Source organism: Marinobacter sp. M3C (assembly GCF_023311895.1).
Taxonomy (GTDB): domain Bacteria; phylum Pseudomonadota; class Gammaproteobacteria; order Pseudomonadales; family Oleiphilaceae; genus Marinobacter.
In genome coordinates this window covers 1,507,302-1,532,154 of the sequence record NZ_CP092284.1, presented here as the reverse complement: position 1 = coordinate 1,532,154, position 24,853 = coordinate 1,507,302, and the positions used below count along the sequence as shown (strand labels likewise).

Sequence of the window (24,853 nt, the reverse complement as noted above, 5' to 3'; positions counted from 1 at the left end):
AACGGGAGCCTTTTTTAGAACACCGGTGAGCTCTTCTAAAATTATCGCTTTTGTTGAGACGTTGGTTGGCCCCATCAAGCTTACCGGTGCAGCTGACCTGGAATTGACCGGCACCTGTGACTCCCGTGCCGGTGGCCATAGGCAACTGGTATTTGCTAACTCCGAGCATTACGGTGAAGGTAAAGAACTAATAGGCTCCTTTGTTTTGACGGAAGAATTGCCGAGTGAATCAATTCAAGGCTCCAACCAGTTCTGTGTAGTATCAGATCCCAGAGCTGTGTTTATGGATGTGTTGGCTTGGTTAATTGATTCTGTCGGGATCGATGCTCACTGGCGTGGTTTTACCTGCGAAGCGAAGATTTCGAACGCAGCGGAGGTTGCAAGCTCAGCCGTTATCGAGCCTGGCGTCGAGGTGGATACGGGGAGCGTCATCTGTGCCGGAGCCGTTATCAAGCGTGGCTCACGAATTGGCAGGAATACCATCATTCGGGAAAACGTGGTGATTGGCAGCGATGGCGTGACAGTGTACCGAGCGGCTGACGGCCGACTGCTCAAGTTTCCCCATGCGGGTGGTGTGTCAATTGGCGACAACACTGAAATAGGTGCAAATGCTGTGATTGCCGGTGGCATTCTGGCCCCTACGTTTATTGGTCACGATGTGGTGATTGGTAATCTTTGCAACGTAGGCCATGGGGCCGTTGTCGAGGATGGGGTTTGGATGTCTGTAGGCTCACTGCTTGGCGGCCATACAACGGTTCACGCTGGTGTGACCATCGCAATGGGCGTCAGTGTTCGCGACAATCTGGTGATTGGCGCAAAAGCATCGCTGGGCATGGGCAGTGTTGTGGTCAAAAATGTTGAGTCGAACCATTCGATGTTCGGTAATCCCGCCAAGCGAATGGTGGGCCTTAAAACCGGCCCCAAACGATAGGCTAGGAGTTGTCATGTCGGAAGTGCTGAAAGTTGTGTTCAAGGGCAGCCGAAATTATATCCAAGGAACCAGTTTGTTTAACGCATTGGTTGACGCAGCCGGTCAAAGAGGATTGATGGAAAGCAAGATCAATGTGTCATTCAAACACATGATCCACAACTCAGTTTGTATACTCGAGGAGCGTGCGCCAACGGCAGCGGATGCGGTAGTCGCTAAAATAGCTGGGCCTAACGGCGAGAGTTACCCATTGTGCATCAATGCAGCTACCGAAACCGAAGAAGCGGTGCGACAGGAATTTGATGAGCCCGAAGCATGCCGTGGTTCCATCGTCGGAGATAAGTCCATCGCTCAGAACAACCCTCACCATACGGACAGAATTGAACTGCTCGTATCGCTCTGCAAGAAAATGCATCAGGACTGCGTGGATAGCACCAAGAAATGGGTCTTCTCCCGATATGATGGTCGATTCCCAATTCCGGCTATGGATAAAGTGGAGCTTCGCATCACCAAGCAGGTGGGCACACGGCTAACTTGCAGCGATGTCCTAGTTAATGGCGAGAAAATCGCTGATATGTACTTTTCGTGACACATCAGAGCAAGAGGAACCACTCATGTTAGGGATTCAGTCGGTAGCGAGTTACCTCCCGAAAGGCCGAGTCAATAATTTGGAACAGGCAGATCGCTTCGAGACAGACAGGGACTTTGTCGAACAGAAAATCGGCGTTGCCACGCTGCCTCGGTTTGAAGAGACGGACAGCGTTGTGAGCGCGAGCGTTGCAGCCTTTGATCGCCTATGTAAAAAAGTGAATATTGATAAGTCAGAGATTGAGTGCGTGGTTCTGTGTACTCAAAACCCTGACAATGGTGGCTTGCCGCACAACTCAGCTTTGGTTCACGCTGCTCTGGAGCTACCGGAAGAATGCGCCTGCTTCGATATCGGGCTGGGATGCTCCGGGTATGTATATGGGTTGAGTGTGATTCAGTCTTTTATGGCTGCGAGCGGGATGAAAAAGGGATTACTCTTTACCTGCGACCCTTATTCCCGAATTCTTGATCCGGAAGATAAAAATACGTGTCTCCTTTTTGGCGATGCTGCGTCTGTTACGTTGATCAGCGACACCCCACGTTACAAACTTTCCACAGCAAAATTCGCCACCAAAGGTGCCGGCAGCGAGGCGCTTCAGAAAACAGCCCATGGTTTGGAAATGAACGGTCGGGCGGTTTTCAACTTTGCCTTGCAAGACGTGCCAAAGCAGATCAAACGCACGCTGGCATCCGCAGAATTGACTGCAGATGACATTGACCTGTTTTTGCTGCATCAGGGCAGTCGTTTTATGCTGGAGAACACCATAAAAAGAGCTGGTATTCCTAGTGATAAGGCACCCATAAGACTCTCCGAAACAGGAAATACTGTTTCATCGGCCATTCCGCTGTTGCTGGAAACAGAGCTGGACAATAGTCCGCAAAGAATTCTCATGTCAGGCTTTGGTGTGGGGCTGTCCTGGGCCACCGCAATTTATGAAGAAGTAAAATCGAGCTGATAGGAAATATTATGAACCGCGAAAAAGCTGTAAAAATCGTTATGTCCATGCTGGAAAAAAATGTTGAAGATCTGGAGATGTCTGAAGACAAGATGGGCAAAACACTTGTGGATCTGGGTGTGGATTCACTGGATTTGATGTTGGTGATTATGGACGTGGGCGAGGCCGCTGGGGTTGCTATTAGTGACGATGAGGCTGAGGTTCTGGATACGCCTGAGAAAATTGTTGAGTTTATAATTAAGTAATAAAGCATAGAGGTCATAAGCTGAGGCGTAGTAAAAACTCCTCGCTTTATACCAAAGTGCCAGTATAGCGACATCAACACTTGGCACTTTTTTCAATATCAAGGAATGCGCGAACTTCAAAGACCTAGACCTGCTGGAATCCTTAGCCTGTCAGATTGCCGCCATCAACCGCTCGGTGGAGAAGGGCATTGCTGGTTTGCCAGAGCATGAGAAGCTGGTTGTTCAGTACGAAGACTTCTGTCCGCGACCGGAGTATTACTACAACGAAATAACCCGCCGCTTGGTTGCGCAGGGCGGAGTGAGTGCGGAACAGGTGCCTGCTTACTCCGGCGAGGCGAGTTTCTCTAATACCAATCGTTGGCGGTTAGAGGAGTATTCGCAGAAGGAAGCGGAGCAAGTTTATGAAGCAGTCGCTGAACGCAAAGAAATTGAAATGAGGTACAAGGGGAAATCGTGAAAATAAATACAAAAATAGAGCTTAGTGGTGAGGATCAGCAAGAACTTACCCGAATTTTAGATTGTTCAGTAGACGGCCTTCCAGACGCACGTTAACGCATTTTCCCTTGGTGTCGGGGGATAACGTTCAAGACAAATGGCGATATTCGCCAGGTTAATAATGTTCCAGCGCCCTATGCGCGGATAGCGCTTTCAACCAAAGATGGCCTGAAATGGGACAGAATCAAGCGGTGAGACAAAAGCAAAGCCACGGCAAAAGTCACACCAACGACGATTGGGCTGAAAGCGCTGGGAGCCTATCTCGACAAAAAAAGCTTTCCGAAATCCCACACCCGAATGGAAGCATTGAAGCAGGTACTAGAGGCGCAAGGTAATTTCAAGTCTGCCTTTGTCTGGTTTTATAACAAGGAAAACGAAGAGCAGCGTCTGCAGAAGGAAAAACGCAGCTTTGATGTCACCCTCAAAGAGCTGGATGCCGTGCGCGCCGCGATTAGTGCAATATTCCCGGCCATCAGCAACCCTCATATTGAAGTAAACCCGTTACGGCTGGCGGTAACCATCAACGGCGAAACGCTGGATCTTATGCAGCTGAGTGACGGTTACAAAACCCTGCTGGGCTTGGTGGTTGATCTGAGTATGAGGATGGGCTTGGCAAATCCGCATCTTGATGATTTGCCAAAAGCCGATACGACGATGAAATAGACAGCGTACTGCCGCTGGCAGCCAGTGATGTGCGGGTGTACCGGATGCAAAGCGGTATTGTAAATGCTTGCGTATATAGGTAACCAACATCCGGTATGCCAGTCGGAACTAAGCCTGGAAGAGAAAGGCAAAAAAGTCACGGTGAGCCTGAGGAGCGGCGAAGAAGCTAAGGAACCTCTGAATAACTTTCCAAAATCAGCGATAATACAGCCATCGCTAACCGCATAGGATTCGCCGCCACCATGGGCCAGAACGGTCGGCCACCGTACCCGTTGTCTTCCATGCTGCGGGTTCACTGCATGCAACTCTTTTACAAGCTTAGTGGTCCGCCGGCGATGGAAGATGCGCTGTACGAGATCGAATCCATGCGGTGCTTCGCTGGCCTGAAGCTGGATCGTTTGCCGGACGAAACCACCATTCTCAAGTTCCGTCATTTCCTGGAACGCCACGGCCTTGGCAAGGTGTTGTTCAAAGAGGTGAACAAGCACTTGGAGAAGAATGGCTTGATGCTGCGCGAAGGCAGCATTGTGGATGCCAGCATCATTTCGGCACCGAGCTCCACCAAGAATGAGAGCGGCCAGCGTGATCGCATCGGCGGACCGCCAGAAATGCACCAGACCAGGAAGGGCAACCAATGGTACTTTGGCATGAAGATTCACATTGGTGTCGACGACACACTCGGGCTGATTCACAGCATCGACACCACGGCCGCCAACGTCCACGACATCGTACCCGCCGACAAGCTGCTGCACGGTGATGAGCGGCGGGTGTTCGGCGATGCCGGTTACCTGGGCATCCAAAAACGGGCTGAGCATAAGCATCGTAAAGATGTGTCCTGGTTCATTGCCAAGCGCCCTGGCACTCGCAAGAAGCTGGATGCGGATAAGCTGAAGGCCGAGAAGATTAAAGCCAGCATCCGGGCCAAAGTGGAACACCCATTCCGGTACATCAAGCAAGTCTTTGGCTACAGCAAGGTGCGCTACCGTGGCCTATCAAAAAACACCAATCGGCTGCACCTGCTGGCCGCATTCACCAACTTGATGATCGGTGAAAAATATCTACTGGCGTAGGGTCAGTGCGCCCGAATTCCGCCAAAATGGCGGGAAACGGGCAAAAAACGAACAACTGAAGGGGGTAATTACGCCTGAACCCAGGTTAAATGGCTTTTTTTCGAGCTGAAAAGCGATTCAGCGGAGAATCGGGCGTTAATCAGACCCTCCCTAAGTTACGAAATACAGCCAAGCCCAGATGGCTTGGCTCAAGCCTTTATTGTGGGCGAAGAGTTATTGGTGGCGATAGCGTGTGCCTGGTGCTGGGCGACAACGTCTTTTACGGGCAAGGCTTTACGCCCAAACTGAAACAAGCCGCCCAGCGCACTGAAGGCGCCACCGTATTTTGTTACCAGGTAAAAGACCCAGATCGCTTTGGTGTCGTAGAATTTGACGAAAATAACCGCGCAATCTCCATCGAAGAAAAGCCAGAACACCCGAAATCCAACTACGCCGTAACCGGCCTCTACTTCTACGACAACAGCGTGGTAGCCATCGCCAAACAGGTAAAACCCAGCCACCGTGGCGAACTCGAAATTACCTGCGTAAACCGGGCCTATCTGGAACAAGGCAAGCTGAACGTAGAGCTCCTGGGCCGGGGCTTCGCCTGGCTAGATACTGGTACCCACGAAAGCTTGCTAGAAGCCGCCCACTTTGTGGAAACCATCGAAAAACGCCAAGGCTATAAAATAGCCTGCCTCGAAGAAATCGCCTTCAACCAAGCCTGGCTGACCAAACAACAATTATTGGAACAGGCAGGGGAACTCAAAAAAAATGGTTACGGAAAATACCTGCAAGAACTCGCAAATGAAGCCTGAACGGCGGATGAGCATCGACACTGTCAATCAGAATTCGAAGGTTAAAAAACCAATATGAGCTTGATTAAGTGGATTGATTTTCAGAGCCTTGGAGATGAACGCGGCAGCCTGGTTGCCGTTGAAGTTGAATTGGATAAAGCTGTCCCCTTCGATATCAAACGGGTGTATTACATCTACCACACTGAACAAGGTGTAAGCCGCGGTTATCACGCCCACAAGAACCTGAAACAAATAGCCATCTGCGTTTCCGGAAAATGCCGCATGGTGTTGGATGATGGCACAACTCGAGAGAAAGTGTGGATCGACTCCCCAACCAAGGGCGTGGTAATCGAAGACATGGTATGGCATGAAATGCATGATTTCAGCAAAGACTGCGTGCTGCTTGTACTTGCCAGCGAGCACTATGATGAATCGGACTACATTCGAGAGTACGACGATTTCCTGAAGCAGGTGAGCCAATGAGCTTTGTCCACCCACTTGCAGACGTTGCAGACTGCACCATAGGGCAAGGCACAAAGGTCTGGCAATTTGTAGTCATCCTTAAAGGTGCAAAAATTGGCCAGAACTGCAACATTTGCGCCCAAGCCCTTATTGAAGGCGATGTGGTTGTTGGCGATAGAGTAACCGTGAAATCTGGCGTTCAGCTTTGGGACGGTACTCGTGTGGAAGATGATGTTTTCATTGGTCCTAATGCAACATTCACAAACGATCCTTACCCTCGGTCAAAACAGTATCCGGAAAAATTTGCCGGAATTACAGTTTGTAAAAGCGCAAGCATTGGAGCAAATGCCACGATTTTGCCCGGTATTACCGTTGGTGCAGGTGCAATGGTAGGGGCAGGGGCTGTGGTCACTCAGGATGTTCCTCCGAAAGCCGTTGTTATAGGCAATCCGGCTCGAATCATCAGGTACGTTGAATAATGATTCCTTTCCTAGACCTAAAAGCCATTAACGCCCAATACCGCGACGAACTCGTAGCCGCCGCCACCCGAGTTATTGACTCTGGCTGGTACATCCAGGGCACCGAAGTAAAAGCCTTCGAACAAGAGTTCGCTGATTACTGCGGCAGTAAGCACTGTATAGGCGTAGCCAATGGGCTGGACGCGCTAACGCTCACCCTCAGGGCCTGGAAAGAAATGGGCAAACTGAAAGAGGGCGATGAAGTTATCGTGCCAGCCAATACGTATATCGCCAGCATACTGGCCATCACCGAAAACCGGTTGAAACCCGTGCTGGTCGAGCCAGACGAGGCCACATTTAACTTGTGCCCTAAAAAAACCGCTGCCGCCATTACCCCCAACACCAAAGCCATCGTTGCTGTTCACCTCTACGGCCAGATATGCCCTATGAGTGAGTTAATGCAACTGGCAGATGAACACGGCCTATTGGTATTGGAAGATGCCGCCCAAGCGCACGGTGCATCCATAAATGGCCGTAAAGCCGGCAGTTGGGGCCACGCTGCGGGGTTTAGCTTTTACCCGGGCAAAAACCTCGGCGCACTGGGGGATGCGGGTGCCGTTACCACCGATGACGAAGCCCTGGCCAAAACCATCCGGGCGTTGGGTAATTACGGTAGCCACAAGAAATACGAAAATCTGTACCAAGGCGTAAACAGCCGGCTGGATGAGATTCAAGCCGCCATGCTCAGAGTAAAACTGCAGCATCTGGATGAAGAAATTCAGAGCCGCCGTGAAGTAGCAGAGTATTACCTCGCACACATTGATCATCCCAGCATTCAGTTACCCGCAGTAGCCAACCGTGAAAACCACGTTTGGCATTTGTTTGTTGTGCGCTCACCCCAGCGCGATGCGTTGCAGAAGCATTTGGCCGAGCAGGGGGTGCAAACGCTGATTCATTACCCGATACCGCCACATCAGCAGAAGGCTTACGAGTGCTGGCATACCGAGCATTACCCGGTTACAGAGAATATTCATCAAACCGTGTTGAGTTTGCCGATGGGGCCGCAGATAGATTTAGTGGATCAAAAAGCGGTAATTGAATGCCTAAATTAAGATTTAAGCATCTGACGAAGGGCTTGTTTCGAAGATTGAATAGACTGATGCGAGTTCTTCGGTTCTCGCTTCTTTCAACCAACGATAGAATTATTGGGCGGCCCGAAAAAAATCAACCGGTTTTTTTTAGTGGGTTAGGTTCAATAACATTTGGGAAAAACGTCAAAATTGGTGTTAGTTCTTCACCAGGCTTCTGGTCCACATATTGTTACCTCGATAGCAGAGGGGCAGGCGCCTCTATTAACATTGGCAGTGGTACATGGATTAATAACGGCTTCGCGGCGATAGCCGAAAAACGCACCATTGATATTGGGCGCCGATGTCTAATAGGGCATGATGTGGTAATTCTTGACAGCAATTTTCACAGCTTAGATCCGAACTCTCGTCATAGTGGGGGTCCGGTCAGCGTTGGAGATGTTATCATATCTGACAATGTGTTTATCGGCTCACGGGTCGTGATCTTGAAGAATACAAAGATCGGTTCAGGATCCGTTGTCGCGGCAGGTGCGGTTCTTGCAGGGGATTTTCCAGCAAACTGCTTAATTGCTGGAAATCCTGCTGTTGTGATTAGGAATTTATAAAGTGTCATCACGCGGCTTGATAAAGTCCATGATAGTTATTGGCAGTGCGAAATCTATCAATATCCTGATTTCCATTCTGCGGATGAAAGTACTGGCGATCCTTCTTGGGCCAGCCGGCATTGGTTTACTCAGCATCTACAACAGCCTGCAAGGGCTAATGTCTACGGCTGCCGGTTTGGGCATGGGCTCCAGCGGCGTGCGGCAGATTGCCAGCGTTAAGGGTGAAGAGCAGGCGCTAAGTCGTGTTCGCCGTGTTTTATTGGCAGCCCACCTGGTGCAGGGGCGGTGGCCATGCTGGGCGTGTGGTTACTGCGCGCGCCTATATCTGATTGGTTGTTCACTCACCATTTTGGCACGCAGATGCCGGTTAGGTGAGGAGGAGTCCATCCCATTGCTTACGCAGAACCACTCGCTCGGCGCTCACTACGGACCGTCTGCGGCGATAGTCGTAATAGCTGGACCGCGATACTTCAAACGCTTTACAGACCATCTCAACCGGCTTGTGATTTTAATTTGTGACTAATCTGCCTATGTAGAAGATGCATTTAAAGGTACGTTCTCTCAAATATATTAACCTTTGGAGTTCATCATTCCAGATGATCTCTCGACCGATAAAACATTCCCGAGAAATCTATGACTCAAGCGCCCCAAACCCTGCTGGAGCGTCCGCTCGTCACTTTCGCGCTGCTTGCCTATAATCAGGAGAACTATATCCGCGAGGCGGTAGGCGCGGCGTTGAGTCAGGATTATTCCCCGCTGGAGATCATCCTGAGCGACGACTGCTCCAGCGATGCAACATTCGAGATCATGCGTGAGATGGCTGACCGCTATGCTGGGCTGCATTCAATAGTGCTCAATCGTAACGTACGGAATCTCAATGTCGGTGGCCATATAAATAATTTAAACAGGTTGGCTAAGGGCGAGTTGGTAGTTGCGGCTGCCGGAGACGATATTTCAAAACCCGACCGCGTCAGCCGGCTGGTTGAGGCGTGGCTGGCAAACGGGAAGCGATCCGGGCTGTTGCACTCTGCACGCATCATGATCACAGAGGCTGGCGCATTGATTGGGGAGAGGGGCCATTCAGCGCTAGAGGAGCTAACATCCGCGGAGTCAGCGATTGTTAACAATGCTCATGTCATCGGGGCAACCGAAGCGTGGGACAGGTGTCTTTTCAATAGTTATGGTGACTTTAGTGAGGGCTTGGTCCATGAAGATCTGGCGCTTACCTTCCGGTCACTACTGGCCGGCAGGCCCGTGACCTACATCGATCGACCTTTGGTGCTATATCGATACGGGGTAGGGATCACTGCCAGTTACTTTGGGCCGACTTCACGAAATACCTCAAAGAGGATGGTCTTGCTCAGGCGCCTGCGTACAGATGCGCTGCAACGGCTGGACGACTTGAAGGTGTTTCCGAATTCTGTTGTTGAGGCAGCTGCCACATTAGCCTTGCACAAGTACGACGTCGCTATTAGATTCGAAGACGGTATACCCGGCCCTATGGAACTCACTGGAATGATCAAGAGAGTTGGCTTTTCTTGGGTTGCACGTATGTTCATAAAATATTTGATAAACATATGGAGAGACAAGCGATGAGCGCCATTGATCTGGCTGGCATTATCATTGTTAACGCTGCGACTTGTGGTGCTCGGTTGGCCTTGCCGGTCACGGTCGTGTGATTGGGCGCACCTCTCAAGCGCCTGGTATATGGCGCGGCGATATTTTTTCAAGTTTGATATGACGCATGAGTGATAGCGGAAATCCGCTGGTGACCTTTGCCTTGTTTGCCTACAACCAAGAGCAGTTTGTTCGCGAGGCTATCGAGGGCGCCTTTGCCCAGACCTATGGAAACACTGATTTATTCCCCTGACTTTGCCAGTTTAGTAGAATGGTAGCCTTTCCTCAGGAGTAGCCAGAGACTGCCATGAAGCAAACGAGTTTCGCCCAGGCAGAGTTTGCTGCCAAGAAAAAGACGACCCGCCGTGAGCGATTTTTGGCAGAAATGGAGTAGGCCGTGCCTTGGTCGAGGCGGCTGAAAGCTCTTTCACCATACTACTATCCTGATTCGCGCGGTAAACGGGGCCGCCCCCCAATACCTTTCAAGCGCATGCTGCGGATGTACTTTGTGCAACAGTGGTATGCCTTGGCGGACGAAGCGCTGGAAGACGCCATCTATGACAGCCAGGCGCTGCGCAATTTTGTTGGGATTGACCTGGCTGTGGAATCGGTCCCGGATGCCACGACGCTGTTGAAGTTCCGCCACTTACTGGAAAAGCAGGCCTTAACCCAGGTGATCTTCGAGCAGATCAACGGCCACTTGGCTGACTGCGGCATGCTCATGCGCGAGGGTACGATCGTGGATGCCACTATTATTGCGGCACCGCCCTCCACCAAGAATAAAGCGAAGGCGCGGGACCGCATCGGCGGACCGCCAGAAATGCACCAGACCAAAAAAGGCAACGAGTGGTACTTCGGCAGTGCGACCTGAAAGTCGCATGTATTTCTGTTTCGCAGGGTACGTCTACCTGACAAAACCGGTTGTTTCACCAACCGTTCCCTACCCGGACGTGCGGAGCCGGTAACAGCACCGTGCGAAGCTTCGGGGACAATGTAACCGCCGACTCAGTCGGTATGTCGACCCGTGAGGAACGACATAATCTGCCAGCATCGAGGCGGAAAGGAGCTAGGGACGAGCGGCTACGGCCAACAGATGTGAATCTCTTATAAACGTCGTCATGCCAGACAAGCCAAAGATGCTGATAGGCTTGAACCAAAAAGGTATGCGGTCAGGTATGGGCTCTTACCGATAGCCCATCGTGAATACGGTACCGCCGGCGAAATGGAGAGGTCCGCCCCGCTCTGAAATACATGTGGAACAGGGTAAGCCCGTAGTATCGCCATAAATGGCAGGTGAACCGCGAGGAACACTGTGGGTGCTGCGGGTAAAGGAATGTGGAAAAAGCGAAGATCTCTCCGTAATCGAGGGAATATGGATTGAAACATTATCCGGCGCGAAAGCGAGCAGACTTCCACAAGGTCTTTCATGGCGAGATAACTTGAGCAATTGTTTAATGAGGGAAAGCAGATGACGGAACCAGAAATCAGCGTGCAAGCGCCGGTCTCGGGTACGGGTGCGCCCTCGCATTCTGAACGGTTATGGCTCCAGACAGACTGGAGAAAAGCTGAGAAGGAAGTAAGACAACGCCAAGAGCGTATCGCCAAGGCAACACAGGAAAGCAGATGGGGTAAGGTGAAAGCCTTGCAGCGTCTGCTGACTCGCTCTTATTGCGGCAAATTACTTGCGGTAAAGAGAGTGACGGAAAATCGAGGTAAAAGAACACCGGGGATCGATGGCAAGGTTTGGTCGACTCCGGCCGCCAAATTAAAGGGAGCACTAGCGTTGAAGCATCGCGGTTATCGACCGCAACCGCTAAGACGTATCTACAGACCCAAGAGCAATGGAAAGAAACGTCCGCTAGGGATACCGACGATGCGAGACAGAGCGATGCAATCCTTGTGGAAGCTCGCTTTGGAACCGGTTGCCGAAACTCAAGCAGATCCGAACTCCTATGGTTTCAGACCCAAGCGTTCAACGGCAGACGCCATCGCACATTGTTTCAATGCGCTCGCAAAGCAAACATCCGCCAAGTGGGTGCTGGAGGGCGACATTCGCGGGTGTTTCGACAACATCAGCCACGAGTGGCTGCTCCGAAACATTGCCATGGATAAAGTCGTGCTGCGTAAATGGCTTGAAGCAGGGTATGTAGAGGAAGAAACCTTATTCGCTACGGAAGCCGGAGCACCACAAGGTGGAATTATCTCCCCGGTGCTGGCGAATTTGACGCTGGATGGACTTGAACAGGCAATCAACATGAGTGTAGCTCCGACGAGCAGCCCTCGACGCCCGTTTAAAATTCACGTCGTGAGATATGCCGATGACTTTATCGTAACTGGGGCCTCGAAAGAGGTCTTGCAACACCAAGTTCGCCCGGCAATCGTGGTGTTCTTGAGGGCGCGGGGCTTAGAGCTCTCGGACGAGAAAACTCGGATCACGCATATCGCACAAGGTTTCGATTTTTTGGGCCAAAATATCCGAAAGTATTCGGGCAAACTGCTTATTACCCCTGCCCGTAAAAGCGTGAAGGCGCTTGTGGATAAGGTCCGAGAAATCGTGAATGGAAACAAAGCAGCGACACAGGCGAATCTGATTCTGAATCTCAACCCGGTGATCCGAGGTTGGGCAATGTATCACCGCCACATTGTGTCGAAGGCTCGCTTTGCATGGATAGACCCTCAGATTTGGCGAATTCTGTGGCGATGGGCTGTGCGTCGGCACGCCATGAAAGGTGCTAAATGGGTAAAGCAAAAATATTTCCACGTCGAAGGAGCAAGGCACTGGGTGTTTGCGTCTGATGATCGAATTAATGGCATAAGCCAACGGTTGCGGCTGTTCTCGGCGGCGACAGTTCGGATCGTACGACACATTAAAATACGCAGTGCAGTGAATCCCTATGATCCGTTGTGGACCGCTTACCTGGAGCGCCGCCATCGACCTATTTTCCGTAGTGAGGCCCGGTCATATTTAGGCTGTTGAAAGGCTTGAGCCGTATGAGGGGTGACTCTCACGTACGGTTCTTAGGGGAGGAGGGTGTGGTAACACACTGTCCTTACCCGACTGAAGGCGCATATTGGCACGGATACGGACTCTGGACTGGTCCACAGTCTAACGGGCACGGCTGCCAATGTAGCGGATATCACCGAGACCGAGCGCCTGTTGCATGGTGAAGAAAGCGATGTGTTTGCTGACGCGGGTTACACCGGTGTGGCAAAGCGTGACGAGCTTAAGGATAAGAACGTTGCCTGGCACGTGGCGGAGAAACGCGGCAAGCTCAAGAAAATGACAGAGGGCCCGCGCAAAAACCTGGTGACCCGGTTCGAGCGAGCCAAAGCCCAGATTCGGGCCAAGGTGGAGCATCCCTTCCACGTGGTCAAGAACCTGTTTCGGCATCGGAAGGTGCGCTACCGGGGGCTGTTAAAGAACACTGCGCAGCTGTTTACGTTGTTCGCTCTGGGCAACCTGATACTCGCTCGCAGGATAAATCCGGCTCAAAGCGCCTGATATCTGCCTGAAAGGCGGAATTTTGGCCGTAAAAGGGCTTTTATAACCTGAAAACAGGACATTTAATGATTCTGGCTCTCGAATCGGCCAGCAATCGTGCTGAAATTTGAGTGGAGCTCACTCCGGCAGGGAATCACGATTTGATCAGCGCTTCCCTTACGGGGTGTTTGGGATTGTCGTTAGCCAAGTTATTGGGTCGTTTCTTGCGCTTATTCCTAATACCTACTTTTCTGCTCGGTTAGTTGGATATTCTTTAATTGATCAGGTTAAGGATGTTATAAAACCAATCCTTGCCGCGTTAGTTTCAGGATTTGCGTCTTGGTGTTTCGTTGAGCAGGGTGAGCGCAGTTTACCTCTATGGATTGTTGGCGGTGGCCTTGTTGGATTGGCAACCTATATCGCGGTATCTCTGTTGATTCGCGTTGAAGGTATAGGTTTGCTGCTTAAGAAAGTTAAAGCTCGAAAAGCCACCATCGTATAGGCACGCTTAAAATATTCGAATTGGGAAAAATATATTTTGAAGTTTATTATTTGGACGCCAGTGTATCGAGATAATAGTGGAGGTATTATTGTCCTTCATAAGTTGGCCAGCATGCTTCGGGAAGCAGGGCATGTTGCGTTAATATGGCCACAACCAAAACCTTCGATATTTGAATTGAAAGCTTGGCGCGGCTGGGTAAAACTTGCTAGATGGAAGAAGTTCTTGGTGGGTAACTTAGTGAAGCATAGGAATTTCAGTTCGCCATACCAATTAGACGTTGCAAGAAACCGAGACATTAAAAGTGCAATTGTTATCTACCCGGAAATCACTTCAGGCAACCCATTGGGGGCAGTTTGTGTTGTTAGATGGCTATTAAATAAACCAGGCGTGATAAGTGGCGTGACAGAGTTCGGTGATAGCGATTTGTTCTTTTACTATCATGAGGCCTTCAATGACTGGGCGTTGAACCCCCATAAATATCGCCGTCTGAATGTTACAGAATTAAAGTCAGATGTTTACCAAAAATCTAATGAAGGTGATCGTTCAGGTCAATGTTATATGGTTCGAAAAGGCCGTGATAGAACTCTAAATTATCATGAGGCCGGTGCCCAAAACGTGGATGGCTTTGCTCATGTAGAGCTGGCGAAGATTTTTAATGAGTGTAAGTATTTCATTTGCTATGACCTTTACACAATGTATTGTCGGTATGCGGCAATGTGTGGGTGTATTCCAATAGTGGTTCCACAGAAAGGGCTATCTAAAGAGGGGTGGCGGCCCGAAATCGAAATTCGCTTTGGGATTGCCTATGGATGGGAAGATGTTTTCTGGGCTGTTGAGACGAGAAGTAAACTTCTTGATCATCTTGCCGAAGCAGAAAGTCGAGGCGTCGATTCTGTTGATAGGTTTGTAACTATTGTTGAACGCTATTTTGTGGGTTAATCGGATATCTAAAAGACGGCTGAAAAAAAACAATGAAAATCTCCATAGCCATGGCCACCTACAACGGTGCCCAATACATACAAGAGCAACTCGAAAGCTTCCTAGACCAGACCCGGCAACCGGATGAACTAATCATCACAGACGACTGCTCCACCGACGAGACCGAAACCATCGTTCGCGAATTCGCCAAAACCGCGCCCTTTACGGTCAAGTTTTATCGTAATGAACGGAACCTGGGATACTGCGGAAATTTTAACGCTGCTTTAATGAAAACCACAGGTGACTTGGTTTTTTTGAGTGATCAAGATGATCTGTGGTTCCCAGAAAAAATCGAACACATGGTTTGCTTAGCTGAGCAGAACCCCGGTGCACTAGTGTTGATGAATGATGCGGTTCTCACTGATAAGAATTTAGAGAGTGTCGGTCTAACTAAACTTGGACAGATACGCTCGGCAGGGTTTTCAGATAATGCGTTTGTTATGGGATGTTGTTGTGCGGTTCGGCGAGAGTTATTGAATATTTGTATGCCTATCTTGCCAGGCTTCAAAGCTCACGATAACTGGATTGTTGGATTTTCTGATCAATTAAATAAAAAATTTATTTGCGACGAGCCGCTTCAATATTATCGCCGACATGATTCGAATGAGTCTCAATTTATTGCAAACCGAACTACCAAGGTTACACGATGGCATGCATTTTTCCATGCTAAGAGAAATCTTCTGTCTCGCACTGATGATAAAGTGGAGTTATTTGAATTAGAGCAGCGGAAATTGCTCAGCCAAGGTATTCGGCACGCTTTAATGAATGCACCCCTTGAGTTTCATCCCGGTCTTTCTGAAATGTTGCGAGAGAATGATCAGCCATTTGACATTATAGAAACTCGTATTAATTTTCGTCAAAAGCGATTCTGTCAACGAGTTTTTGCTATTGTGGGTTTTGCGGCTGGAGGTGGCTACCGTAGTGCTAACGGAGTGCGATCCATCCTTCGAGATTTTCTTGGCGGACGAAGTAAGCTGTAACAAAAATTCGAGAATCAGAAAAGTCTTAGCAGCTTATGAGAATATGCATATGAGAAAAGTTTTAGTTTATACTGCTATAGAAAACGAATATGACTTTTTGAGTCCAACGCCTTATGGTTTTAATGACTTTCACTACGTGTGTTTTTCAAATACGATAAGCAAAAAATATAAAAATGGATGGCAAATTATAAAGAACCCTTCGGCAGAAAAATCTGCAGTCTTAAAGTGTAGAGATGTTAAAATAAATCCTCATAAATACTTAAGTAATTATGACTATTCTATTTGGGTCGATGGTAGTGTTGTTTTTTCAGCTGAATTTCTTAATTATATTTTAAATTGTATAGCTGAAAAAGATACTATTATTTTGGTGAAACACCGGGTGCGCAGTTGTGTCTATGAAGAGGCTAAGGCATGTCGGCGAAGCTTGAAAGAGAGCGGCGATATAATTGAACGTCAGGTTAACTTGTATTTAGAAGATGGTTATCCTGAAAAAAATGGGTTAGTTGAAACCGGGGTTATGCTGAGAAAGCATAGTGACATATCACTACAAAGCGTTATGGATCTCTGGTGGAGTAATGTTAAATCGCATAGCCATAGAGATCAGCTGAGTGTAAATTATTGCCTTTGGAAAAAGTCGGTCGACTATAAGTTGATGCCTGGAACGATGTCCAGCAACAATCCTGGCTTTATTGTTCAGCCCCATAGAGGGAAAATGCTGGCAAATTGGTACTTCTTCTTAGAGGCAAGGGTTTTCCAAGGAAAAAATTTATTTTATCCTGCTTATGTGTTGTTGGGGTGGGCCAAGAAGATAAAGATGCTTATAAAATTATGAAGGTGTTGATAATATTAGGGGATTTCTCAGTAAATTTCTAATATTAATGATAATGATTCTATTGCCATAGATTTCACTTCTTCCGTCGAGCGACTGACCTTCTTCGAAACCGAGAATACGCATAAAAATACAATGCCCAAGATACGCTGATAGATCGGATAGGCAGGTTGATCCCTTCTGGGAAATTAGAAAAGAAAGCGGTTCATTACTATTTCAAAGACCAAAGGTAATTTAAGAGGATCTTTGACTGTAGGAAGATGTCTTATTTTTATTTGTCAAAAATAATAATGAAGATATTAATAACATCTAAAATTAGGCCAAATTATTTTTAAACTAAAAATTGAGCCAGCACAAAATCTAGCGCTAATCATACGTTCGCTGGAGTAAATTTCTGAATTAATACACTAAAAATACCCATACTAATCTGAGAGCTATCTAAAACAGTGAAACTTGTAACAGTGTCCATCGCCCTAACGACCTATAATGGTGCGCTTCATCTTCAAGAACAGCTTGATAGCTATGTTAAACAAACACGGCGCCCCGACGAGGTGGTCATTTGTGATGATGGATCGACTGACGATACCCTTTCCATTATTACTGAATTCGTGAAGACTGCTCCGTTTTCGGTGCGTGTCATCCGTAATGATCATAATCTCGGATATACACAGAATTTTGCCAAGGCCTTGTCGCTCTGTTCTGGTGATATAGTTTTTGTGTCCGACCAAGACGATGCTTGGTTTTACAACAAAATCGAACGTGCTCTCGCTTTAGCTGTCGAAGAGTCTAAATGCTGGGTCCTAGTACATGATGGGCAGCTCACGAATCAAACTGGTTACCCGACAGGTTTAACGAAGATGGGGCAGATTCGCTCAGGTTATGGGTCCTCGGACTATACGATCACAGGTGCACTGAGTATGGTGCGCCGCGAATTCCTGTTGATTGCTTTACCGATTCCAGATGACGTAATTGGGCACGACATTTGGCTCCACAAACTGTGTAGTTTATTTGAGGGCCGCAGAATCGTTACGAATGACTGCCTTCAAATCATTCGTCGCCACGACTCGAACACCTCTGAGTGGGTCGTAAATAGCAGCAAGAAGATCAAACCATTGGATGTGTTGAAGGCGCAGATGCGTACTCGGCCTGCTACAGATTACGGCGAGCGTATCGCATTGAACATGGGCCTGCGGGCGCGCCTGTCCGAAGTAGTAGCCGCCCGCCTTGACCGCCAAGATCAAGAGTCGGTGACCGCTGCGCTAGTTCGGTTGGAACGCGAACATCGGGCGCTCAGCGCCCGCCAGAATCTGGCCCAATCGGGCGCTTTGGCCCGGAGGCTCCAGGCGCTGGCAATGTTAGTGCGCCGCGATTACGCCGAATTTAACGGGTTGCGCAGTTTTCTGCGCGATATGGTGCGCTGACCCTATGAAAAATCCAGTGCTTTCCCTTGTCGTGCCGTTCTTTAATGCTGCGGTCTTTTTTAAAGACTGCCTTGTTTCTGTTCGAGATCAGATGACGTCTGATTGCGAATTGATCTTAGTCGATGACGGCTCCAGCGATGAGAGTGTTAGTATCGTAAAGGAGTGCTTTGCTAAAGAGCTTCAACAAGGAAAAGTTTTACTGATACAGATTGGCAATTCCGGGCCAGGCGAAGCACGTAATATAGGCGTCCGTGCTGCCCGCGGGCAATATATTGGCTTTCTCGATAGTGACGATATTCTGCTGCCGGGGTACTTCGATACTGTTCTCACGGCAATCAGGACGAGTGAGCCGCAGATTGTTCAGTTCCATCTGGTCCTATTCGAAGGTAGTGACGAGACAAAAGGTGAGATTATTCTAAGTCACCAAAGTCCCGCAGGGCGTTATACGCTTGATGAGGTCCGCTACGATATATTCGGAACGGGTAAATGGTTTCCTTGTACGCGCGCATATCGCAAGAAATTGCTTCTTGATCATCCCTTCCCCAGTGAGCGTGTTTTTTATGAGGATTTGATTACTCTGCCTTACCTTTTTTTAGAATTATGCAGTATCGTATTATTGGATTTACCGTTGATCGCATATCGTTCCAACCCTGCTGGTACCACAAGCAACCATCGACCAGAGCATGTCGCAACATTGGTAAATTTTTTCAAGAGCCTATCGCGTATGCGGGAAAACCCTGCAACTGACTTGTTGCGTGTACAATTGGCTAGGTCTATCGTGTTCTGTACTTTGGAATTGCGGCTCAAGAGTATCCATCTTGCTGATATCTTATTGCAGATACGAAATATCAATAATAAATCAGAGCTTATTCCGTATTTGAGGCGCGTTGACGCGGTATTTCTCCGGTTTCCCCGGTGCTACTTAATTGCTGAATGGGCGCGTCAGTATTTTCTGCGGATTAAAAGTAAGAACGTTAGGTAACACTCTTTTAAATAAACAAAGTTACATAAAATTAAAAATTTCATTAGAAAAAAGTCGAGCCCGATAGTCTGTTATAGGGATATACAACACTTATTATGAATGAAGTTAAACGAATCTGCGTCATGATGGCGCGTTACGCGATTTCCGGCGTCCCCCTAGCTCAAATACGATTAGCAAAGGCGCTAGCTGAACGAGGTTATGACGTAGATTTGGTTGTAGGCTTTGTGTCTGAAGAATACACCATGCCGAAAGTTGAGGGCGTTAACACGATTTTGCTTGATACGCCGCAGGCTCGCGATCTGCTACCAATACTTATAAAATATCTTCGACGAAGAAATCCAGATGTTTTTTTTACGGCTGAGGATCATCTGAATGCGATAGTCCTAATCAGCGCTATTCTGGCACGATCTAAGGTGAAGATCAGTGCATCTTCACGAGTGACTCCTTTTGACACTTATAGTAATCGTCCTTTTACCAAACGCTGGTTTCTTAAACAGGTTATGCGCGCGGTAATCTGGCGTGCGGACGTACTAACATGCGTTTCAAAGGGGATGGTCGAACAGTACCGCACCTTGTTTCGTAATGCTCCGCATGTCTGCGTATACAATATCGTGGATACTCCTGCAGCCCATGCCCGGATTGCGGAGCCTGTAGATCACCCGTGGTTCAACGATCCAACTGTTCCCGTCCTCGTCGCAGCAGGGCAATTGGGGCCATGGAAGGGCTTTTCCGATCTGATTTCCGCCGTTCACATTGTATCCAAAAAGCAGCCCGTCCGGCTGTCGATCTTTGGCGAGGGCGCACAGCGCGCGGAGCTGCAATCGCTCATTGATCGGCTGGGCATGAGTGAAAGCATCAAACTAGAGGGGCATGTCAAAAATCCGCTCAAATATTTTGCACACGCTAACGTTTTCGTGCTGTCATCGCTGCTCGAGGGCATGCCAAACGTTATGATCGAGGCCATGCTGGCAGGCTGCACCCCTGTCGCGACCGATTGCCCAACAGGTCCTCGAGAGATCCTCGAAAGCAGTCGATACGGTTATCTCGTTCCCATGAACGATATAGCCGCACTTGCCGCCGGAATCGAGAGCGCGCTGCGCAATCCCGTGCCGGCCGAAGTTCTGGCCGAAGCGATCAAACCCTTTCAGGAGGACGCCGTTCTGGCGGAGCATTTCCGGTTGTTGGGCATATGAAACGCATCGTACAGCTGATCCCCTATGACGCAATTGGAGGGGTCGAGGTGGCGGCGAAGTCCATACACGCCGGAGATCATAACGAGGCTAATGGCGGGCTGCGCTTTGAACGCCAATATCTGGTCAATCGCTCAGGGGCCGCGTGTGGGCCTGCGAACTATCAAGGCCCCGATCAGTCCCTCTACGACCCGCGCCCATACCTGCATGCCTTTTGGCGGCTCTTTCGCAAGCCACCAGATCTGTTGGTCGCCTCCCTGTGGCGCAGCGCACTAGTGATGATCTTGCTTAAGATAGCGCGGCCTAAACAAAAGGCTGTCCTTTTCTTACACTTAGCCCAGGACGTGCATTGGCTCGACCGCATCGCGAACCAGATCGCCATGCGCCTTGCCGATAGTATCTGGGCAGATTCAGCTGCGACATTAGAACAGCGCGTCCCGCCTAACCGGCAGCATAAGGGCCGGGTAATTTCGTTCTTACTTAATCGATGCCCCCTACCTGAAATATCAGAGCCCACCCCTGAGTTCATTTTTTGGGGACGCCTCAGCCAGCAAAAGGGACTGGAGCGCGCACTAACGATCTTTTCAGAGATTTTGGCCCTTGCCCCAGATGCCCATTTCAAAATCATCGGTCCAGACTGTGGTGTCGAGAATGATTTAAAAGCACGGGCCAGGCAGCTGGGAATCGCGGAAAATGTCAGCTTCACCGGCGCACGATCGCAGGCGGACATCCACACCATCGCGAAGCGCGCATCCTTTTATTTGCAAACAAGCATCGATGAAGGCATGGCCTTGTCAGTGGTCGAGGCAATGCAGATCGGCCTTGTTCCTGTTGTAACGCCGGTTGGCGAGATTGCGCGGTACTGTGTTGATGGAAAAAACGCAGTATGCGTTCAAGACGACGTCACTGCTGTCAATACTGTGCTTGGCTTATTGTCGGACACGGAACGATATAGGTGTATGTCCTACGCAGCGGCCGAGTATTGGCAGGCGAAACCGCTCTATCAGGATGAGTTTCTTGCTGCTGCGAAAGAGGTAATTGAGGGTTCAGCGGCCAATGTGTAATTCGGGGTAACACGGAGTTCGCCCTCTACCGAGCGTTATGTCGTGGATATTCGGGATGCGCTGAGAAGGGCTTGCGATGAAACGGGAGTTTGTTTGTTAATGATCAGAGCTACAGAAAACGTGCAGGAGGAATTGCCAGGCATCCCGTTAGATGTTGAGCAGTGGACTGAAGAATCAGAAGCAGGTTTTGTTTCCGGTATGGCTGAATCGGTAAGTGAATGGGCTGAGGCTTTGATAAAAATTCTGAGTTCCAGGCATCTACAGTCGGAGTTCGGTGAAGCTGGGCGGCTAGCGGTCGAGCAAAAGTACTCACTGCAGGTGCAGGCACCGGTATTAGCTGAGATTCTCCGAAGTGTCGCGCAGCGAGGTAACTCCTGAATTATGTGCGGCATTACCGGTATTTTCAGAGGAGTTCCATCAGACATCGCTCTTAAGCCTGCCGTGCAACAGATGGCAGATGCGATTTTTTATCGTGGTCCTGATAGTTCAGGCGTTTGGGAAGAGCCTTCGGTGGGCTTGGGGTTGGGGCATCGGCGCCTTTCGATTGTGGATTTGTCGCCTGCAGGCCATCAGCCTATGCAATCCAATTGTGGGCGCTTTGTCGTTGTGTTTAACGGTGAAATATACAATCACAACGCGCTGCGCAAAAAACTGGAATCTTCTGGTGATGCATTAACAGGGTGGAAAGGGCACTCAGATACAGAAACGTTGCTTTGTGCATTCACGGTATGGGGTGTAGAGAAAACCCTTGAGATGGCAACCGGTATGTTTGCCATTGCCCTGTGGGATCGCAAAGAACAAACGCTTACATTGGCTCGGGATAGGTTTGGGGAGAAGCCTCTTTTTTATGGTTTGGTAGCAGGCGCCCTGGTATTTGGTTCGGAGCTTAAAGCATTGCAGCGGGCACCAGGGTGGCAGGGCGAGATTGGCCCCAATGTGTTAGAGAACTATCTCCGCTTTGGTTGTGTGGGTGGTCAGCAAAGCATTTTCAAAGATGTGTTGAAGCTACCACCGGGCTGTTTAATAAAAGTTTCTCTCCTGGATGCCCGTAACGGTGTGCTGCCTAAGGTGGTTCAGTGGTGGTCTGCAGTTGAGGCGGCACGCACTGCACTGGAAGGCCGAAATAATAGCCCTGAAATTGCCTTGAACAATGTTGAGCCGGCGTTGGTTGCTTCGGTTGGCCAGCAAATGGCGGCAGATGTACCACTTGGGGCCTTTCTTTCTGGTGGTGTAGACAGCTCGTTAATTGTGGCGCTGATGCAAAGCCAGAGTCGCCAAAAGGTTCGTACCTTTTCGGTTGGGTTTGACGACCCCCGTTACGATGAGTCTGCGCATGCAGCCGCTGTGGCGGCGCATCTTGGTACAGATCACTCGACGCTCCGCGCGACTTCCCAAATGGCTTTGGAACTCGTTCCTAAGTTGCCTGAGTTATACGATGAGCCATTTGCTGATTCATCCCAATTGCCCACTTGCCTGATATCCGCGCTTACCAGGCAGCATGTGACGGTTGCTTTAAGCGGCGATGCAGGCGATGAGCTGTTCGGTGGTTATAATCGCCATATTTGGGTGCCAAAGGTGTGGGGCAAGTTAAGCCGTATGCCGCTGCCCATACGGCAGGCGCTGGCGCGTATGCTGAAACTTGTGCCCTCGTCTGGATACGATGGCGTGATGGCGATGGGCAGCAAGGTTCTGCCCTCCAGATACCAGGTTCGCACCTTTGGCGAAAAGCTCTACAAATTGGCAGATGTGCTTGCTTGCAGCACAGACCGGGCTCTTTATGGTGGCCTGGCGTCTATGAATCGCCACCCCGAGCAACTATTAAGGCCGGACTACCGATCTGGAAATCCCGTTGAGGATTTATACCCTGCCTTGGTGGGGTTTGATCAGGTGGAATGGATGATGTTGATGGATACCCTCAACTTCATGGTAGATGACGTGCTGGTTAAGGTAGATCGAGCCAGTATGGCCAGTAGCCTTGAGGTTAGGGCGCCCTTCCTTGACCCAGCTGTATTCGCAGCAGCCTGGCAGTTACCACTGGACATGCGCGTTCGAAACGGCGAAGGCAAGTGGGCTTTGCGCCAGATACTTTATCGACATGTGCCCCGGGAGTTGATTGAGCGGCCCAAGATGGGTTTTGCGATTCCGTTGGATGATTGGTTACGTGGGCCATTGAGGGAGTGGGCGGAAGACCTGCTTTCCTCTGTCAGTTTGTCTGCGCTTCCCATGCTAAACGCAGCAGCCATTCGAAAGCTGTGGCACCTGCATTTGAAGGGCCGTGGTCATTATGCCCAGCAGCTTTGGGCCGTTCTGCAGTTGCTGGCCTGGCAACGGCGTTGGCAACCATCCGTTCGTTGATGTGTATTTTATTTATTGAGAATGGAACCTGAATGCTTCTGTACTGGTTATTGTTTTTGATTCCTGCCGTTGGTGTCTTTTCTCCCGGGGTGCTTAATGCCCGCTCCCAACGATACGTTTTTTGGCTTATTGGAGCTGTGTTTACTCTGGCAATTGGGCTTCGGTTCCAGGTTGGCGGGGATTGGGGTTCTTACCTCAAGTATCTTGACCGCGGCGCGGCTCTGACTTTTTTTGAGGTTTTTGAGCAGGGTGATCCGGGCTATTACCTGGTCAACTGGCTGGTTGGCAGCCTGGGCGGTTCGATTTACTGGGTGAATGGCCTTTGTGGGTTGGTGGTAATGGCAGGGGTGATTCGTTTTGCGCTTCGTCAGCCACTGCCTTGGTTGGTTTTGTTGGTGGCTGTTCCTTACCTGATTATGGTGGTTGCCATGGGTTATACCCGGCAAGCTACGGCGTTGGGGTTTGTGTTGTTGGGGTTGGTGGCACTGGGGGACGGCAAGTTACGGGGGTTTGTTGTCTGGGTGTTGATTGCAGCAGCCTTTCACAAATCAGCCGTGTTGATGATTCCAGTAGCTGCACTGGCGTCTGGCGGAAACCGGCTTTGGATCGGCTTCTGGGTGGGGCTGATGACCTTGCTGGGGGGCTATCTGTTTCTGTTTGATTCTGCGGATGCACTCTGGACCAACTATGTGGAAGCGGACTATCAATCCTCTGGTGGTTTTATCCGGGTGATGATGAATGCAGTACCGGCCTTGTTGTTTGTTCTGCTTCGCGATCGGCTTGGCTTGAACCCGGCGGCCAGCAGGCTCTGGTGGTGGATGTCTGTGCTGTCCATCATTTGTATTCCTTTAGTGCTGTTGTCTTCTACCGCTACGGATCGGGTGGCGCTGTACCTGATCCCGATTCAGTTGTTTGTATTTGCTCGTTTGCATCTGATCAGTACCGACCTGTTCTGGCGTTCCATGATTGTGCTGGGTGTGGTGGCTTACTACGCACTGGTGCAGTTTGTCTGGTTGAATTTTGCGACTCACGCGTATTTCTGGTTGCCGTACCAGCTGGTTTGGTTTGTCGAGTAACCCTATTATTCCCTGGCCGTTTCCCGGCCTTCCTCTGAATTTTC

At 49.7% G+C, this 24,853-nt stretch carries 25 protein-coding genes and 4 pseudogenes; all 29 read left to right on the top strand.

Annotation, left to right across the window (positions count from 1 at the left end):
* Positions 1–25: 25 nt before the first annotated feature.
* The 29 genes and pseudogenes from MIH18_RS06915 (at position 26) to MIH18_RS06780 (ending at position 24,809) form a co-directional block, all read left to right on the top strand.
* Positions 26–931, top strand: coding sequence for a hypothetical protein (locus tag MIH18_RS06915; protein ID WP_249007956.1), 906 nt, complete (start codon positions 26–28; stop codon positions 929–931).
* 13 nt (positions 932–944) lie between these two features.
* Positions 945–1,517 (top strand): hypothetical protein, encoded by a 573-nt coding sequence (locus tag MIH18_RS06910; protein ID WP_249007957.1) that lies wholly within the window; start codon positions 945–947, stop codon positions 1,515–1,517.
* 25 nt (positions 1,518–1,542) lie between these two features.
* The gene (locus tag MIH18_RS06905) at positions 1,543–2,472 is read left to right on the top strand and encodes a ketoacyl-ACP synthase III (protein WP_249007958.1); all 930 of its coding nucleotides are present in this window, start codon (positions 1,543–1,545) and stop codon (positions 2,470–2,472) included.
* An 11-nt stretch (positions 2,473–2,483) separates the two neighbouring features.
* Entirely contained in the window at positions 2,484–2,717 is a 234-nt protein-coding gene (locus MIH18_RS06900) for an acyl carrier protein (protein ID WP_249007959.1), read from the top strand.
* 175 nt (positions 2,718–2,892) lie between these two features.
* Complete coding sequence (locus MIH18_RS06895; RefSeq protein WP_249007960.1) at positions 2,893–3,174, top strand: hypothetical protein; 282 nt, start codon at positions 2,893–2,895, stop codon at positions 3,172–3,174.
* Between the two features lie 335 nt (positions 3,175–3,509).
* Positions 3,510–3,875 carry a hypothetical protein gene (locus tag MIH18_RS06890; RefSeq protein ID WP_249007961.1) on the top strand — a complete coding sequence of 122 codons (366 nt, stop codon included), beginning with the start codon at positions 3,510–3,512 and terminating at the stop codon, positions 3,873–3,875.
* 245 nt (positions 3,876–4,120) lie between these two features.
* Positions 4,121–4,945 (top strand): annotated as a pseudogene (locus MIH18_RS06885) (IS5 family transposase); the annotation flags it as partial.
* Between the two features lie 150 nt (positions 4,946–5,095).
* Positions 5,096–5,742 (top strand): annotated as a pseudogene (locus MIH18_RS06880) (sugar phosphate nucleotidyltransferase); the annotation flags it as partial.
* A gap of 54 nt (positions 5,743–5,796) precedes the next feature.
* The gene (locus MIH18_RS06875; RefSeq protein WP_249007962.1) at positions 5,797–6,204 is read left to right on the top strand and encodes an FdtA/QdtA family cupin domain-containing protein; all 408 of its coding nucleotides are present in this window, start codon (positions 5,797–5,799) and stop codon (positions 6,202–6,204) included.
* The gene (locus tag MIH18_RS06870; protein ID WP_249007963.1) at positions 6,201–6,662 is read left to right on the top strand and encodes an acyltransferase; all 462 of its coding nucleotides are present in this window, start codon (positions 6,201–6,203) and stop codon (positions 6,660–6,662) included. The genes MIH18_RS06875 and MIH18_RS06870 overlap by 4 nt, the downstream gene beginning before the upstream one ends.
* Positions 6,662–7,753, top strand: coding sequence for a DegT/DnrJ/EryC1/StrS family aminotransferase (locus MIH18_RS06865; RefSeq protein ID WP_249014207.1), 1,092 nt, complete (start codon positions 6,662–6,664; stop codon positions 7,751–7,753). The genes MIH18_RS06870 and MIH18_RS06865 overlap by 1 nt, the downstream gene beginning before the upstream one ends.
* A complete protein-coding gene (locus MIH18_RS06860) occupies positions 7,741–8,334 on the top strand; it encodes an acyltransferase (RefSeq protein ID WP_249014206.1) in 594 nt (197 codons plus the stop codon). The genes MIH18_RS06865 and MIH18_RS06860 overlap by 13 nt, the downstream gene beginning before the upstream one ends.
* Before the next feature lies 1 nt (position 8,335).
* Positions 8,336–8,857, top strand: coding sequence for a hypothetical protein (locus MIH18_RS06855; RefSeq protein WP_249007966.1), 522 nt, complete (start codon positions 8,336–8,338; stop codon positions 8,855–8,857).
* A 110-nt stretch (positions 8,858–8,967) separates the two neighbouring features.
* A complete protein-coding gene (locus MIH18_RS06850) occupies positions 8,968–9,930 on the top strand; it encodes a glycosyltransferase (RefSeq protein WP_249014205.1) in 963 nt (320 codons plus the stop codon).
* A gap of 148 nt (positions 9,931–10,078) precedes the next feature.
* Positions 10,079–10,204, top strand: coding sequence for a hypothetical protein (locus MIH18_RS23925; RefSeq protein WP_283164102.1), 126 nt, complete (start codon positions 10,079–10,081; stop codon positions 10,202–10,204).
* 54 nt (positions 10,205–10,258) lie between these two features.
* A pseudogene (locus tag MIH18_RS06845) lies at positions 10,259–10,813 on the top strand (IS5 family transposase); the annotation flags it as partial.
* A 606-nt stretch (positions 10,814–11,419) separates the two neighbouring features.
* Entirely contained in the window at positions 11,420–12,928 is a 1,509-nt protein-coding gene (gene ltrA, locus MIH18_RS06840; RefSeq protein WP_249014204.1) for a group II intron reverse transcriptase/maturase, read from the top strand.
* Between the two features lie 81 nt (positions 12,929–13,009).
* Positions 13,010–13,453, top strand: a pseudogene (locus MIH18_RS06835) (IS5 family transposase); the annotation flags it as partial.
* Between the two features lie 106 nt (positions 13,454–13,559).
* A complete protein-coding gene (locus tag MIH18_RS06830; RefSeq protein ID WP_249014203.1) occupies positions 13,560–13,934 on the top strand; it encodes a polysaccharide biosynthesis C-terminal domain-containing protein in 375 nt (124 codons plus the stop codon).
* Between the two features lie 36 nt (positions 13,935–13,970).
* On the top strand, positions 13,971–14,873 hold the full coding sequence (locus tag MIH18_RS06825) for a hypothetical protein (RefSeq protein WP_249007969.1): 903 nt from the start codon (positions 13,971–13,973) through the stop codon (positions 14,871–14,873).
* A gap of 32 nt (positions 14,874–14,905) precedes the next feature.
* Positions 14,906–15,892 (top strand): glycosyltransferase family 2 protein, encoded by a 987-nt coding sequence (locus tag MIH18_RS06820; RefSeq protein ID WP_249007970.1) that lies wholly within the window; start codon positions 14,906–14,908, stop codon positions 15,890–15,892.
* 49 nt (positions 15,893–15,941) lie between these two features.
* A complete protein-coding gene (locus tag MIH18_RS06815) occupies positions 15,942–16,724 on the top strand; it encodes a glycosyltransferase domain-containing protein (protein WP_249007971.1) in 783 nt (260 codons plus the stop codon).
* Positions 16,725–17,167: 443 nt separating this feature from the next.
* Positions 17,168–18,142 carry a glycosyltransferase gene (locus tag MIH18_RS06810; protein WP_249007972.1) on the top strand — a complete coding sequence of 325 codons (975 nt, stop codon included), beginning with the start codon at positions 17,168–17,170 and terminating at the stop codon, positions 18,140–18,142.
* Between the two features lie 4 nt (positions 18,143–18,146).
* Entirely contained in the window at positions 18,147–19,124 is a 978-nt protein-coding gene (locus MIH18_RS06805) for a glycosyltransferase family 2 protein (protein WP_249007973.1), read from the top strand.
* 95 nt (positions 19,125–19,219) lie between these two features.
* The gene (locus tag MIH18_RS06800; protein WP_249007974.1) at positions 19,220–20,317 is read left to right on the top strand and encodes a glycosyltransferase; all 1,098 of its coding nucleotides are present in this window, start codon (positions 19,220–19,222) and stop codon (positions 20,315–20,317) included.
* Positions 20,314–21,378, top strand: a complete 1,065-nt coding sequence (locus MIH18_RS06795) for a glycosyltransferase family 4 protein (protein WP_249014202.1) — start codon at positions 20,314–20,316, stop codon at positions 21,376–21,378. Before MIH18_RS06800 ends, MIH18_RS06795 begins: the two co-directional genes overlap by 4 nt.
* A 99-nt stretch (positions 21,379–21,477) precedes the next feature.
* Positions 21,478–21,756 (top strand): hypothetical protein, encoded by a 279-nt coding sequence (locus MIH18_RS06790; RefSeq protein WP_249014201.1) that lies wholly within the window; start codon positions 21,478–21,480, stop codon positions 21,754–21,756.
* 3 nt (positions 21,757–21,759) lie between these two features.
* Positions 21,760–23,733, top strand: coding sequence for an asparagine synthase (glutamine-hydrolyzing) (asnB, locus tag MIH18_RS06785; RefSeq protein ID WP_249014200.1), 1,974 nt, complete (start codon positions 21,760–21,762; stop codon positions 23,731–23,733).
* Positions 23,734–23,765: 32 nt separating this feature from the next.
* A complete protein-coding gene (locus MIH18_RS06780) occupies positions 23,766–24,809 on the top strand; it encodes an EpsG family protein (protein WP_249007978.1) in 1,044 nt (347 codons plus the stop codon).
* Positions 24,810–24,853: the final 44 nt, after the last annotated feature.

Coding starts and splice junctions, on each gene's coding strand:
- MIH18_RS06905 (WP_249007958.1), top strand. CDS start 1,543: ATGTTAGGGATTCAGTCGGTAGCGAGTTACCTCCCGAAAGGCCGAGTC.
- MIH18_RS06850 (WP_249014205.1), top strand. CDS start 8,968: ATGACTCAAGCGCCCCAAACCCTGCTGGAGCGTCCGCTCGTCACTTTC.
- MIH18_RS23925 (WP_283164102.1), top strand. CDS start 10,079: ATGAGTGATAGCGGAAATCCGCTGGTGACCTTTGCCTTGTTTGCCTAC.
- MIH18_RS06800 (WP_249007974.1), top strand. CDS start 19,220: ATGAATGAAGTTAAACGAATCTGCGTCATGATGGCGCGTTACGCGATT.
- MIH18_RS06910 (WP_249007957.1), top strand. CDS start 945: ATGTCGGAAGTGCTGAAAGTTGTGTTCAAGGGCAGCCGAAATTATATC.
- MIH18_RS06860 (WP_249014206.1), top strand. CDS start 7,741: ATGCCTAAATTAAGATTTAAGCATCTGACGAAGGGCTTGTTTCGAAGA.
- MIH18_RS06900 (WP_249007959.1), top strand. CDS start 2,484: ATGAACCGCGAAAAAGCTGTAAAAATCGTTATGTCCATGCTGGAAAAA.
- MIH18_RS06815 (WP_249007971.1), top strand. CDS start 15,942: ATGAGAAAAGTTTTAGTTTATACTGCTATAGAAAACGAATATGACTTT.
- MIH18_RS06820 (WP_249007970.1), top strand. CDS start 14,906: ATGAAAATCTCCATAGCCATGGCCACCTACAACGGTGCCCAATACATA.
- ltrA (WP_249014204.1), top strand. CDS start 11,420: ATGACGGAACCAGAAATCAGCGTGCAAGCGCCGGTCTCGGGTACGGGT.
- MIH18_RS06865 (WP_249014207.1), top strand. CDS start 6,662: ATGATTCCTTTCCTAGACCTAAAAGCCATTAACGCCCAATACCGCGAC.
- MIH18_RS06890 (WP_249007961.1), top strand. CDS start 3,510: ATGGAAGCATTGAAGCAGGTACTAGAGGCGCAAGGTAATTTCAAGTCT.
- MIH18_RS06870 (WP_249007963.1), top strand. CDS start 6,201: ATGAGCTTTGTCCACCCACTTGCAGACGTTGCAGACTGCACCATAGGG.
- MIH18_RS06795 (WP_249014202.1), top strand. CDS start 20,314: ATGAAACGCATCGTACAGCTGATCCCCTATGACGCAATTGGAGGGGTC.
- MIH18_RS06875 (WP_249007962.1), top strand. CDS start 5,797: ATGAGCTTGATTAAGTGGATTGATTTTCAGAGCCTTGGAGATGAACGC.
- MIH18_RS06780 (WP_249007978.1), top strand. CDS start 23,766: ATGCTTCTGTACTGGTTATTGTTTTTGATTCCTGCCGTTGGTGTCTTT.
- MIH18_RS06805 (WP_249007973.1), top strand. CDS start 18,147: ATGAAAAATCCAGTGCTTTCCCTTGTCGTGCCGTTCTTTAATGCTGCG.
- MIH18_RS06790 (WP_249014201.1), top strand. CDS start 21,478: ATGATCAGAGCTACAGAAAACGTGCAGGAGGAATTGCCAGGCATCCCG.
- asnB (WP_249014200.1), top strand. CDS start 21,760: ATGTGCGGCATTACCGGTATTTTCAGAGGAGTTCCATCAGACATCGCT.